The sequence below is a fragment of the Novosphingobium sp. HR1a genome (assembly GCF_015594425.1).
In the GTDB taxonomy this organism is placed as follows: Bacteria; Pseudomonadota; Alphaproteobacteria; order Sphingomonadales; family Sphingomonadaceae; genus Novosphingobium; species Novosphingobium resinovorum_A.
Window position 1 is genome coordinate 43,246 of the sequence record NZ_JABXWS010000066.1, and the last position, 13,147, is coordinate 56,392.

Here is a 13,147-nt window from a genome sequence, read left to right on the forward strand (position 1 = left end):
ATGACCTACCAGATTCCGAAGCATCTCTCCGGCCGTGTCGTCCACCTCAAGGAAAGCGACGAGGAATGGGGCCGCGAGGCCTTCACCATGTCGGTCTGGGACAAGGGCCGGCTGATGAACGCCACCATCGAGTTCGACGACCGCAAGGTCCTGCGCAACGCGACCTGGTCGGTGGACGGCGACTGGAACCCGATCGAGGCGCAGACCCGCGAATTCGTCGACGGCGACCTCAAGGCGCACTGCTGGTTCCGCGTCGACGGCACCGCGGTGGAGGCGGAAGTCTTCTCGCAGGAGGCCGGGCGGTTCTCGCAGCGGCTGGAGACGGGCAAGCGGATCGACTACCTGGGCATGCACACGATCCTTGCCGACGTGCTGGTTGCCGCAGCCTGCGGCACCGCCGATCCGGGCGTCGAGAAGCCGGTGACCTGCGTGACCAACTCGATCTCCGAATGGGGCATGGGCAATTACCGCGCGCACTGCGTGACGCCGCTGGTCACTTACGTCGGCCGCGAGGAGATCACCGTGCGCGCAGGCAGCTTCGAGGCCGAGCACTTCAAGGTGCGCTGGAGCGAATTCGTGCCCGAATACGCCGACTTCTGGGTGACCCCGGGCGATTACCTGCCGCTGCGTCTGAAAGGCTCGTTCGGGCCGGTGCGCTATGAATTGGCAGGACTGGACTGATGCTCAACGTTTTCCAGCAGGGCGACCACCCGGTCCTCCCGCGCGCCAGCCACGACGAGGCGAGCCGCCAGAACTTCGCCAAGGGCCTGCGCGGCTTCATCCAGCGCGAGGTCCTGCCCGGCCTGACCCCGCTGTTCGCCAAGACGGCGGCGGAATCGCAGTCGCTCGGCGTCGATCTCGCCAGCCGTCACGACGTGCGAAAAGCGATGAAGAAGGAGCCGTTCTTCCAGTCCTACGCCGCGCTCAACCGGACGGCGCAGGAGCTGCTGTGGCTCTCGGTGGTGGACACCATCGAACGCGACTGGCCCCGCCTCGCCGCCGAGGTGAAGGCACGCGAGGGACAGGGCGGCGAACTGCGCATTCCCGAAGCGTTCGACGTGCCCCGCTACGTCACCGCGCTAGACATCCACTGCATGCCGGGCGGCTATGCCTCCCGCCATGATGCCGAGCAATTCGCGGCTGGCGCCCTCTACGAACGCGGCGTCTACCTCTACGGCATGGGCTACGGCGGGCCGTTCAACGACGGCAAGGGCCGATCGGTGGTGAACTATATCCGCCGCACCATGCCCGATTTCGCGCCGACACGCGTGCTCGACATGGGCTGCACGGTCGGCCACTCGACCCTGCCCTACAAGGAGTTCTTCCCCGAGGCGGAAGTCTGGGGCATCGACGTCGCCGAGCCGCTGGTGCGCTATGCCCACGCCCGCTCGGTGGCGCTGGGCGAGACGGTGAACTTCGCGCAGATGAACGCGGAGAAGACCGAGTTCGAGGACGCCTCCTTCGACCTCGTCGTCAGCCATATCCTGCTGCACGAGACCAGCGGCAAGGCGATGCCCAGGATCTTCGACGAGTGCTTCCGCCTGCTGCGTCCCGGCGGCCTGATGATCCACTGCGACCTGCCGCCGTTCGACCTGATGGACCCGTTCACCCAGTTCATCCTCGACAACGAGACCTACTACAACAACGAGCCGTTCTGGGGCGCCATGCGCGAGATGGACCAGGTGGGGCTGGCCAAGAACGCGGGCTTCGATCCGGAAACGATCCGCTTCGACACCGCGCCGATGGTCATCCGTGAATACGCCGGGGCCGACGCGAAGGGTTACGATGCCGCCAAGGCCGACGAACTGGCCGACCGCGAATTCAAGGCGGGCGAATATGCCCCCGGCGGCGGCTGGGAAGTGCTGATCGCACGCAAGCCCTGAAACGTACGAGAGAAGACGCCCATGACCCTGCCCGACGCCCTTGCCCTTTCCCCGTCGCGCCTGCCTGACGGCGAGGCGGCGTTCTTCGGTTCCGACGTCTATCGCCGCCACGCAACCCCGGCGGGCGTGTTCCGCCCGACCAGCGTGGAGGACTTGCGCGCGATCGTGCTCGCGGCGGCGGAGGCGGGCCTTGCCATCCACACGCGGGGCGGCGGCGTCTCCTATACCGACGCGCATTTGCCCAGGCGCGCGGACAGTGTGGTCATCGACAGCTCCGGCCTCGACCGCATCGTCTCGCTCAACGAAACCGACATGACCGTCACCGTCGAGCCCGGCATCAGCTGGAAGGCGCTCGACGATGCGCTGGCGCCGCGCGGTCTCAAGGTGCCTTTTGTCGGCACCTTCAGCGGGCTTGCCGCCAGCGTCGGCGGCACCATGAGCCAGAACGCCAACGGCCATGGTTCCAACGCCAACGGCATTTCGGCGGACAGCGTCGTGGCGCTCGAAGTGCTGCTGCCGGACGGGACGTTCGTGCGCACGGGCACGACCGGATCGCAGGCGAGCCGGGGCCGCTTTCGCAACTACGGCCCGGACCTTGCCGGGCTGTTCCTCGGCGATTCCGGGGCGCTGGGGATCAAGACCGCGATCACCCTCAAGCTATTGCGCCGCAAGCCCGCGCACGAGACCGCGTCCTTCACCTTCCCCGACTTCGCCGCGCTGCACGGCTGCATGTCCGCCATCGCCGGCATGAAGATCGAGGAGAAGTCCTTCGGCCTCGACCTCGCGCTGTCGCAAGGGCAGATCGCCAAGCAGGACACCGGCACGATGCTCTCGGTGGCCAGGGGCGTGTGGCAGTCCTCGCCCAGCGCGCTGGCGGGCGCGCGCAGTCTGCTGCGCATGGCGGCAGCGGGACGGCGGGTGCTGGCCTCCGCGCCTTACGCCGCGCACTACATCGCCGACGGCTACTCCGCCATCGAGGCGCGCGCCAAGATCGATGCTATCCGCAAGGTCGCGCTCGGCTTCGGGCGCGAGATCGCCAACTCGGTGCCGACGGTCGTGCGCGCCATGCCGTTCCAGCCGCTGCACAACATGCTCGGCCCCGCAGGCGAGCGCTGGGTGCCGCTGCACGGCCTGCTGCCGCACTCGCGCGTCGCGGCGTTCCATGCCGCCTTCACGTCCTACGTCGACGGCAAGCGCGCGGAGATGGATCGCAAAGGCGCCTATATCGGGGCGATGTTCTCGTCGATCGGGGCGGGGACGTTCCTTTACGAACCGGCACTGTACTGGAAGGACGCACTGACGCCCTATCACGAACGGATGATGGAGCCGGGTTACCTTGCCGGGCTGCCCCGCTATGCCGAAAACCCCGACGGTGCCGCGCTCGTCGAGGAAATCCGCACCGAGATCATCGGTCTGATGCATGCCCACGGAGCGGGCCATTTCCAGGTGGGCAAGCTCTATCCCTACACGCGCGAGCGTGACGAGGGCGCGTTGACGCTGCTGCGTGCGGTGAAGGCGCAGGTCGATCCAAAGGGCCTGCTCAACCCGGGTGCGCTGGGGATTTGACCCCTGCCTCGTCATTGCGAGCGAAGCAATCCAAGGCAGTATAACGCCGCCCTGGATTGCTTCGCTTCGCTCGCAATGACGAGGGATGCGGCTATTTCCTGCTGATCCGCACCGGCAGCTCATCCAGCCCTCGGAAGGTGAAGCTGTTGATCCACGGCCGCTCGGCGGAGAGGATCGCCACGTCGTAGCTGCCGAAAAGCTCAGTAAAGAACTCCGCCAGTTCCATCTTCGCCAGCAGGTGACCGAGGCAGAAGTGCATGCCCGGCCCGAACGCCATCGAGCGGTTGTTGTCGCGGTCCGGGTCGATCTCGTCAGGCCGCTGCCACATGCGGGGGTCGCGGTTGGCCGATATGTTCATGCCGTAGACGAAGTCGCCCTTGCGGATCGTGTGACCATGCCACTCGAAATCCTCGCGCGCGATGCGCAGCATGCCCTTGGCCATGCCGATGTAGCGCAGCAGCTCGTCCACCACTTTCGCCGCATCGGCCGGCCCGGAGAACAGGCGCGCCTGCAGCGCGGGCCGCTCGTGCAGTTCCAGCATGCCCAGCGTCAGCATGTGCATCGTCGTCTCGAACCCGGCGATGATCGTGGCGTGGCAGGCGCCCAGCAGCTCGTCGTCGGAAAGCTGGTCGTTGGCATCGCGCGCCTGGACGAACTGGCTGAGCAGGTCTTCCTTCGGGCTCTCGCGCCGCTCGGCGATCAGCTTGAGCAGTTCGACGTTCATGTCGGCGAGGGTCTGGTGATAGAGGTCCACCATCTCGCGCGTCAGCACGGCCGCGCCGGTGGCCTGCTGGATCGCGCCCGCCCAGTCGGCGAACTGGTCGCGCAAGTGGTCCGGAATGCCGAACATCGCGGTGATCACGCGCGCCGGCAGTTCACGCGCGACGGCGTGCACGTAGTCCACCTCTCGCCCGTTGACTTCACGCAGGATGTCCTCGCTGATCTTGCGCGAGGCGGGGCGCAGGGCATCCACCACCTTGCGCGAGAAGGCGTTCGCCATCAGCCGCCGCAGCCGCGAGTGGACGGGCTGGTCGACGTTGGAGATCCACTTCTCCTCGAAATGCGCGACGAGCGGATACTCGGCGCGCACATCGGCCACCAGCGTGGAAAGAAACGGCACAATGCGCGAGGCGGACAGGCGCTGGTCGCGGAACGTCGCCATGACATCTTCGTAGCGGGTGACGATCCACGCCTGCTGCTTCTCGCTCCAGAACACCGGGTCCTGATCCTGGAGCGCACGCAGCGGGCTCCAGGGATCTTCGAGGAAGGCCGGGGAGCCGAAGTCGACATCCTGCACCGGTTCTGCGATTCCGGTCTCTCCGGCCATATCCGTCACTCCTTCAGGTCACATCTTGTAGCGGAAGCCGACGCGCCACACGCGCGGCTCCAGCGGGATCTTGTAGCCGAACAGGCCGGGCACGAACTCGGCCGAGGCGAACCAGTCCTTCGAATTGAACAGGTTGCTCGCCTGCGCGTAGAACTGGATATGGTCACCCGGCAGCTTGTACGTCACCGAGGCGTTGGCGCGCCCGATCGCCGGGTTTTCCGAAGCCTGCGAAAGCGAGACGAGCGAGTTGTACGACGTTCGGTAGCTGTAATCCGCCGCCAGCGTCACCGTGCTGTCGCCGATCGGAAGGTCGGCGGTGCCGCCCACCTGATACTGCCAGCGCGAGATCAGCGGCAGATGCTCCGCCCCTGCCTGCGCCGCCTGCGAACCCGGGTCCAGCTCCTGATATTTGTCGTAAGTATAGGTGAGGTTGCCGAAGAAGCTTATGCCCTGAACGGGTCGCAGCGTGGTTTCCAGTTCGATGCCCTGCACCTTCGCCTTCGCCGCGTTCTGGGTCAGGTAGCTGCCCGCGACATTGCCCAGCGCCAGCGTCTGCAGGTCGGTAAGGCTCTCATGGTAGGCGGCGAGGTTGAGCTGGAGCGCGCGGTCGAGCAGGTCGACCTTGGCACCGATCTCGTAGGACCATGCGAACTCCGGCGCATAGGGCCTTCCGAAGCCGGCCGGTTCGCCCGAGTTGAGGGAGTTGAACCCGGCCGCGCGATAACCGCGCGCAGCGGTGGCATAGACCATGCCGGTGTCCGACCACTTCCATTGCAGGTTGAACTTGGGCGTCCAGACATTCGCCTTGATGCCATAGTTCAGGGCGTAGATCGTGCCTGCGGAATCAGGCGTCGTGCCGAAGAACGACTTGATGTCATGGGTATAGCGAATGCCCGCCGAAGCCGTCAGCCCGGGAATGATCTCGTAATCGGCCTGACCGTAACCGGCATAGCTCCTGGACTTCGTCTCGATGCTGGAGGGAGGAAGCGGGAAGCCGGTGAAGATGTCGTTGGTGTCCTGCCTTGCATGCTCGCGGAAGTAGAAGAAGCCCGCGATCACATGGAGGCGATCGTCGGCGCTGTTGGCAAGGACCTGCAGTTCCTGCGTAAACTGGTTCTGCTTGCCGAGACTGTCGCGATAGAATCCCGGGATCGGATCGGCATTACTGCCCGGCGCGACGTAGCCGCCCGCGAAGTCGAGCGCCCAGTGTTCATCGAGATGCTGATAAGCGGTGATCGAACGCACCGTGATGGTGTCGGTGAGATCATAGCCGAAGCGGCCGGAGAACGAATACTGCTCATTATTGCCGATCGCCGGCAGAGGCGTGCGCGTCTGATAGAAGCCCAGCGCGGGATTGTAGGGCGGCGTATCGTTGATCGGCAGGAAGTGCTGTCCGTCGCTGGTGCTCTTGGCATAGCGTGCCGTGACGACCGCCTCGACCCGGTCCACGTTGGTCAGGCCGAGCGCCACCTGGCCGCCATAGCGTCGGAACTTGGTGACGTCCTCCCGGGTGAAGACGTTGTACTGCCAGCCCTTGTCACGGTTGTCGTAGAAGCCCGAGGCCGCAAGCGCGAGGTTCCCGGTGAGCGCCGCGCCGACGCTGGCCTTGGCCTTCACTTCATCGAAGCGGGCGTAGCTGATGTCGAAGTTGGCCCAGTTATCGCCGTTGGGCTGCCGGGTGACCAGCTTCATAGCGCCGGTCATCGAGTTGCGGCCGTAGAGCGTACCCTGCGGCCCGCGCAGCACTTCGACCCGCTCGATATCCGCCAGGTCATAGTCGGCTGCCGAGAGGCGGGACTGGTAGACGTCGTCGATGTAGATCGCGACCGGGGATTCCGAAGTCACCGACCCACCGCTCTGCTCCAGCGCGCCGCGCATGGCGATCTGCAGCGTGCTGGGCGACGCCGTGCCCTGGCTCAGATAGAGACCCGGCGTGTTCGATGCGAGAGCGATCACGCTGTTGACCGCGCGGTCCTCCAGCATGGCGGAATTGAACGCGCTGACGGCGATCGGCGTGTCCTGCAGCGATTGTTCACGGCGCTGCGCGGTGACGACGATATCGTTCCCGCCAACGGCGTCGGAAGAGGCCTGCGGAGCCTCCTGCGCCATGGCGGGCACCGTAGAAAGAGTGGTGACGAGAGCAGTGCCGAAAAGGAAAGCGAACCGACTGGACATGACGATTTTCCCCGAACCTTTGTTGTCCGGTGAAGGTGCCTCACGTGCGATTTTGAACAATTTGAATCGAGTTTGTTGATCACCAGCCGATGATTTATCACTAGGCGGAGAGCCCCCAGAATCCGTGCTTGCCCGCGAACGACGAAGGTTAACCGCGAGACAGGCTCACGGCTGCGACTGAGCGGACGATGGGCCGAAAGCGCACTTTTTCGGGATATCAAGTCACGATGATTCAAGACAATTTTGCCGGACTGAACGTCGTGGTGACCGGTGGCGCAGGCGGTCTGGGCCAAGCCATAGTCTCGGCCTTCGCCGCACGCGGAACCACCGTCATCAGCGCCGATCTCGCCGCCTCGGGCGACACCTCGACTGATGGCAAGATCATCGAGCGCACGCTCGACGTGACCAGCGAGGATTCCTGGATCGCTTTGATGGACTACATCGACCGCGAACTGGGCGGCATCGACGTGCTCGTCAACAACGCCGGCATCTACCGCCCCAACATCGCGTTCGAGGACATGCCGCTGGAGATGTGGCAGAAGCACTTCGCGATCAATTCCGACGGCGTGTTCCTCGGCTGCAAGCACGCGATCCGGCGAATGAAGGTGAAGGGCAACGGCGGCGCCATCGTCAACATGGGTTCGGGCATGTCGATCACCGCCAACCCCACCGGCGCGGCCTATTGCGGCTCCAAGGCGGCGGTGCTGATGACCACGCGCACCGCGGCGCGCGCGGCGGGCCGCTACGGAGTGCGCGTCAACGCGGTGCTGCCGGGCGCAGTGCCCACCGAAATGCTCATGGGCAACAAGCTCGACGGCGAGAGCGACGGCGATTTCCTCGCCAAGATGGAAACTTACAGTCCTCTCGGCCGCCTCGCCACGCCGGAAGACATAGCGAACAGCGTGTTGTTCCTTGCCGATCCGGCCAACAAGGCGGTGTCGGGCGTGTTCATCCCGGTCGATGGCGGCAATATCCCGGGCGCCTGACCGGGACTTCCCATAGGGCATGGAAAAGCCCGCCTCGCACAGTGCGAGGCGGGCTTTTTTGTTTTTACCGCATTGACCCGATCAGCGTTCCAGACCAGGCGACGGCTCGAGCCGCGCGGCGTCCTGCCAGTTCTCCGGCCCGGTCGTGATCTCGGCCGGGTCGAGACGGTATCGGGAGAACACCAGCAGGCTCAGGAACTGCGTGACCACCGGCACCGCCGAATAGAGCAGGATCACGCCGAGCACCGCGTGCTGGCTCTGCTGCACCACGCCGTGCGTGGATGACACGAAGCCGAAGCCGCTCATGATGATGCCTGCCACAAGCGGGCCGAGCGCGAAGGCCAGCTTCTCCGCCGCGCTGAAGATGCCCGAGAATACGCCTTCGTTGGCCGATCCGTGACGGCGACGATGGAGGTCCACGGTGTCCGTCAGCATCGAGAACGAGAGCAGCAGGAAGCCGGTGTTGACCACGCCGATGAACACGCCGCGCGCCAGCACCAGCAGACCTTCGCGCGTAAGATCGCCGATCAGCGGCAGCGATACCACGACCGGGCTTTCCGGCTCGACGAAGAACCACGTCACGGTGACCAGCATCCACAGCACCGAGCCCACGACGTAGACCTTCTCCTTGCCGAAGCGGCGCGAGAGATAGAGGAACGTCGGCTGGCTCAACAGGCTGCCGCAGGCCATCGCGATCACGAAGGTCGGGATGATGTGCACCAGGTTCAGCGCATAGACGTAGTAGAACCCGATGACGGTATAGCTGGACGCCATGCCGATGCCCTGGATGAACGTCGTCGCCAGCAGCACCATGAACGGCTTGTTCGACGCCACCGAGCCAAGCTGGTCAAGCAGCTTGCCGGGCGCCTGCGCGCTCTTGAGCAGCGGAACTCCGCGCAGCCCGATCGCGGGCACCAGCATCGACACGATGCAGACCACGGCGAACGAGTAGGCCATGACGTGCCAGCCGTGCGCGCCGCCGCCGAGTGCGAAGACCAGCGGCTGCGCCACGCCGACGCCGATCACCACGCCGCCGATCGTCGCGGCCATGCGGAAGGTCAGGATGCGCGTGCGCTCGTGCGCGTCGTTCGACAGTTCGGAGGCGACCGCGAGGTACGGCACGGAGAAGATGCTGAACGCGGTCGAGGCAACCAGGAACAGCACGCAGACCGCTCCGGCCGCGACATAAGGGCTGGGATACTCGACGATCGTGAAGAGACTGGCGAAGCCGATGCTCGTCAGGATCGCGCCGACGGTCAGGAACCGGGTTCGTCCCCAGGTCTCCTTCTTGCGATCGGAAAAGACGCCCACCAGCGGGTCGCAGACGATCACCCACAGCTTCGGGATCAGGATGACGAAGCCCGACAGCCAGGGCGGGATGCCCAGGATGGTGGTCATGAAGATCGGCAGCAGGACGGCCGGCGTGTCGCGGAAGATCTGCGCGCCGAGCTGACCGGCGCCGTAGGCGATGGCCGTGCGGGTCGGAACCCGGTTCGAGTCATGTGTCATGACGATGTCGCTAGCGTCCTTGAGGGAGAGAGGAGGACCAAGAACAGGACGCTAGCTTACACGTGGGTATCGATGGAAGGGCGAGATCGCCTTGTCCGCACAGCGAGAACCATGCGGCGGCTTTCGAACCTTACGCGGCCTCCCGCTGCGTGGCCGGGGTGAAGCCCAAGGGCAGGCCCGCATCGGTGACGAAGCCATAGAGCGGCTCGCCCGGCAGTGCGTCGGCTACGATCGAACGGACCTTGAAGAGACTGTCGAGGTCGATGCCGGTGTCGATGCCCATCGCCTCGAGCATGAAGGCCAGATCCTCGGTAACGATATTGCCGCTCGCGCCCGGCGCGAAGGGACAGCCGCCCAGGCCGCCAAGCGAAGCATCGATCGTGTCGAGCCCGCATTCCAGTGCCGCCAGCACGTTGGCAAGGCCGAGGCCGCGGGTGTTGTGAAGGTGGATGCCGGTCAGCGCCTTGTCACCGACAACGCCGCGCACCAGCTTGACGAGATGGCGCACGGCCGAAGGATCGGCATAGCCGGTGGTGTCGGAGAGGCCGACTTCGTCGCAGCCGGCTTCCATCAGCCGCTCCGCCAGCCGCGCGATCTGCGCGTCGGGAACGGTGCCCTCCAGCGTACAGCCGAACACGGTGGACAGGCTGCCCTCGAAGTGCGGGCGGTCGCCCTCGGGCAGTTCGCGGATCATCGCGGCGATGCGGGCGGCTTCCTCGATCACCTGGTCGTGCGTGCGGCGCAGGTTCTTGAGCGAGTGCGTTTCCGAGACCGACAGCGGCAGGGTCAGCTTGTGCGCCCCGGCGGCGATCGCATCGGCCGCGCCGCGCGCATTAGGCACCAGAACCGCCACGGTCAGGCCGGGCAGCGTGCGCGCAAATGCGACGATCTCGGCAGTGTCCGCCAGTTGCGGCAGGAGCTTGGCGGGAACGAAGCTGCCCACCTCGATTTCGCGCATGCCGGTGGCGGCCTCTGCGGCGATCCACGCCTTCTTGGCCTCGGTCGGCATCACTGCCTTGACGTTCTGGAGGCCGTCGCGGGGGCCAACTTCGCTGATCAGAACCGACACGTCGCGCACGCTCTTTCATTGCCTATATTGTTATATCTATATATCATTTGTTCACAGCCTGTCCACCGGCGTTTTCATCGCCCGGGCTGATCACTCGGGAGACGCGAAATGACCAGGACCGCCGTGTGCATCTATGCCGAAGCCGATGGCGGATCGCGCCTCGTCAATCTCGCGATTCCGCTGACCCGCAAGGTCATCGCCGAGGATGGAACCGCGCATTGGGAAGGCATCGCCCCGGCCTCGATCTGGGGTATCGCAAGCGGCGATCCCAATCACGCCACTGACTGGCACCCCTGCGGCATGGCCGGTCTTTCGATCACACTGGAGGGCGAGTGGGAGATCGAGGCGACCGACGGGACGCGGCGCCGCCTTGGCCCCGGCGACGTGCTGGTGATGCTCGACACCACCGGCACCGGCCACCGTTCATGGCCCGGCGGGGAAAGCCGCTGCCTGACGATGGGCGTCGGTTTCGGCGAGGGCGTGGAGGACCAGATGCGCGCACTGCTGGCCGAGACCCTCGCCGCCCGCTGAGACCTGCGAACCGCTCAGTTTTCTACCAAGTCCCGCACCCGCGCGGCCAGTGTCTCGACGACGAAGGGCTTCGTGAGCACCTGCATTCCCGGCTCGAGGTGCCCGTTGCCGATCACCGAGTTCTCGGCGTATCCGGTGATGAACAGCACTTTCAGGTCCGGCCGCACCTGCCGTCCCGCATCGGCCATCTGGCGTCCGTTCATCCCACCCGGCAAGCCGACATCGCTGACCAGCAGGTCGATCCGCACGTCGGACTGCAGGACCCGCAGCCCCGAGGCGCTGTCTGCCGCCTCGATCACCGTGTAGCCGAGGTCCTCAAGAATGTCGGTGATCAGCATGCGCACGCTCGGCTCGTCATCGACAACGAGCACGGTCTCGCCCGAACCGGCGCCCGAAACCTTCACCTCTACGCCCTGCGAAGCATCCTCGCCGGCGTCTCCATAGTGGCGCGGCAGGTAGATGCAAACCGTGGTGCCCTGCCCCACCTCCGAGTAGATCCGCACTTGCCCGCCGGACTGCTTGGCAAAGCCGTAGATCATCGACAGGCCGAGTCCGGTTCCCTGCCCGATCGGCTTGGTGGTGAAGAACGGGTCGAAGGCCTTGACGATGACGTCGGGCGTCATGCCGGTGCCCGTATCGGTGACGCACAGCGACAGATACTGCCCTTCCGGAACGTCATGGGTCCGCGCGCCGGCACGGTCGAGCCACTTGTTCGCAGTCTCGATCGTGATCCGCCCACCTTCCGGCATGGCGTCGCGCGCATTGATGCACAAATTGAGCAGCGCGTTTTCCAGCTGGCTCGCATCCACCAGCGTCGGCCAGAGCCCGGCCGCGCCCACGGTCTCCACCCGGATCGCCGGGCCGACGGTGCGCTGGATGAGATCGGTCATGCCGTTCACCAGCATGTTGACGTTGGTGGGGCGCGGATCGAGCGTCTGCCGCCGCGAGAACGCCAGCAGGCGATGGGTGAGCGCGGCCGCCCGCCGCGTCGCGCCCTGTGCGGCGACGAGGTATTTGTCGACGTCGGCTATGCGCCCTTGCTTGAGCCGCGTGCCGACCATCTCGATGGCGCCGGAGATGCCCGCCAGCAGGTTGTTGAAGTCGTGAGCAAGGCCGCCGGTCAACTGGCCGACCGCCTCCATCTTCTGCGCCTGGCGCAGTTGCTCCTCGGCCTTCATCAGTTCCTCGGTGCGCTCGGCCACGCGCTGTTCCAGCGTCTCGTTGAGGGCCCGCAAGGCGGCAGCGGCGCGGTCGCGCTCCTGCTCGATCGCGCGGCGCTGTTCGATGTCGAGCAGCACGCCGGGGAAGCTCAGGGGTGTGCCATCAGGCCCATGCTCGACGCTGCCATTGGCCTCGATCCAGTAGTAGCGCCCGTCCGCGCGCATGACGCGGTACTGATGCGCATAGGACCCTCCGCGCCGGATCGCTTCCTGCATAGCGGCCGCCAGTCCGGCCTGGTCGTCAGGGTGTACGGTCGCGACGATCTGGTTGAGCGACAGTCCTTCCCGTCCCAGGCTGGGGTCGAGGCCGAAGGATTGCGCGAAAGCCTCGTCCACCGTGAAGCGATCCTGCGGAATGTCCCAGAACCAGGTTCCGATTATCGCGCCCGCAGACAGCGCCAGTTGCACCCGCTTGATGTTCTCGCGCGCCAGCGCCTCGCTGGCGCGCAAGGCATCCTGCGCCCGGCGGCGCGCTTCGATGTCGCGGAACAGCACGGAAACCTGCCTGCGGCTCGCAGGCTCGACGCGGGCCGCGGAAACCTCGATATGTCGCCCCGCGGCGAGGAAGTAGCGCTCGAACCGGATCGGCTCACCGGTCCGCAGCACAATGCCGTAGAGGTCCGCCCAGCCCTCGGCGTCGTCGGGTTCGAGTTCGCGCAGCGTCATGCCCACGACGTTGGAGATGCCCGACTGCCGCTCGTATCCCGAGTTCGCCTCGACATGGACATAGTCGCTGAGCGGGCCGTGCGGACCATCGAAGAATTCGATGATGCAAAACCCGTCCTCGAGCGCTTCGAACAGGGCGCGCAGTCGCTCCTCGCTGCGTTTCAGCGCAGTGATATGCTCGGCATCGAAATCGGCGGGCTGTGTCATGCGGGCGG

Annotated in this window: 10 protein-coding genes; 5 read left to right on the plus strand and 5 right to left on the minus strand. The window is 65.6% G+C overall.

Translation table 11 applies throughout. The annotated features are described in order from the left end of the window. Genes HWN72_RS18605 through HWN72_RS18615 form a run of 3 tightly spaced genes read left to right on the plus strand, consistent with a single transcriptional unit; the run spans nt 1 to nt 3,449 of the window. Nucleotides 1-681 carry a hypothetical protein gene (locus HWN72_RS18605; protein WP_036526996.1) on the plus strand — a complete coding sequence of 227 codons (681 nt, stop codon included), beginning with the start codon at nt 1-3 and terminating at the stop codon, nt 679-681. Then, on the plus strand, nt 681-1,883 hold the full coding sequence (locus tag HWN72_RS18610) for a class I SAM-dependent methyltransferase (protein WP_036526997.1): 1,203 nt from the start codon (nt 681-683) through the stop codon (nt 1,881-1,883). Before HWN72_RS18605 ends, HWN72_RS18610 begins: the two co-directional genes overlap by 1 nt. A gap of 21 nt (nt 1,884-1,904) precedes the next feature. Then, on the plus strand, nt 1,905-3,449 hold the full coding sequence (locus tag HWN72_RS18615) for an FAD-binding oxidoreductase (protein ID WP_036526998.1): 1,545 nt from the start codon (nt 1,905-1,907) through the stop codon (nt 3,447-3,449). Between the two features lie 91 nt (nt 3,450-3,540). On the opposite strand, the gene HWN72_RS18620 is transcribed toward HWN72_RS18615, so the two are convergent. Together HWN72_RS18620 and HWN72_RS18625 are read right to left on the minus strand one after the other, a co-directional pair. Then, the gene (locus HWN72_RS18620) at nt 3,541-4,776 is read right to left on the minus strand and encodes a cytochrome P450 (RefSeq protein ID WP_069709460.1); all 1,236 of its coding nucleotides are present in this window, start codon (nt 4,774-4,776) and stop codon (nt 3,541-3,543) included. A gap of 18 nt (nt 4,777-4,794) precedes the next feature. After that, on the minus strand, nt 4,795-6,951 hold the full coding sequence (locus tag HWN72_RS18625) for a TonB-dependent receptor (protein WP_081799069.1): 2,157 nt from the start codon (nt 6,949-6,951) through the stop codon (nt 4,795-4,797). A gap of 227 nt (nt 6,952-7,178) precedes the next feature. Here HWN72_RS18625 and HWN72_RS18630 point away from each other — a divergent pair, with 227 nt between their 5' ends. After that, nucleotides 7,179-7,937 carry an SDR family NAD(P)-dependent oxidoreductase gene (locus tag HWN72_RS18630; protein ID WP_211150945.1) on the plus strand — a complete coding sequence of 253 codons (759 nt, stop codon included), beginning with the start codon at nt 7,179-7,181 and terminating at the stop codon, nt 7,935-7,937. 81 nt (nt 7,938-8,018) lie between these two features. Here HWN72_RS18630 and HWN72_RS18635 read toward each other — a convergent pair whose 3' ends face one another. Further along, nucleotides 8,019-9,446 carry an MFS transporter gene (locus HWN72_RS18635; RefSeq protein WP_081799071.1) on the minus strand — a complete coding sequence of 476 codons (1,428 nt, stop codon included), beginning with the start codon at nt 9,444-9,446 and terminating at the stop codon, nt 8,019-8,021. Nucleotides 9,447-9,576: 130 nt separating this feature from the next. Continuing rightward, nucleotides 9,577-10,515: a hydroxymethylglutaryl-CoA lyase gene (locus HWN72_RS18640; protein ID WP_036527148.1), complete on the minus strand. Its 939-nt coding sequence runs from the start codon at nt 10,513-10,515 to the stop codon at nt 9,577-9,579. A 108-nt stretch (nt 10,516-10,623) separates the two neighbouring features. Between HWN72_RS18640 and HWN72_RS18645 the strand changes: the two genes are divergently transcribed. Beyond that, nucleotides 10,624-11,046, plus strand: coding sequence for an AraC family ligand binding domain-containing protein (locus HWN72_RS18645; protein WP_051586936.1), 423 nt, complete (start codon nt 10,624-10,626; stop codon nt 11,044-11,046). 14 nt (nt 11,047-11,060) lie between these two features. Here HWN72_RS18645 and HWN72_RS18650 read toward each other — a convergent pair whose 3' ends face one another. Beyond that, nucleotides 11,061-13,139, minus strand: coding sequence for an ATP-binding protein (locus HWN72_RS18650; RefSeq protein ID WP_051586937.1), 2,079 nt, complete (start codon nt 13,137-13,139; stop codon nt 11,061-11,063). Nucleotides 13,140-13,147: the final 8 nt, after the last annotated feature.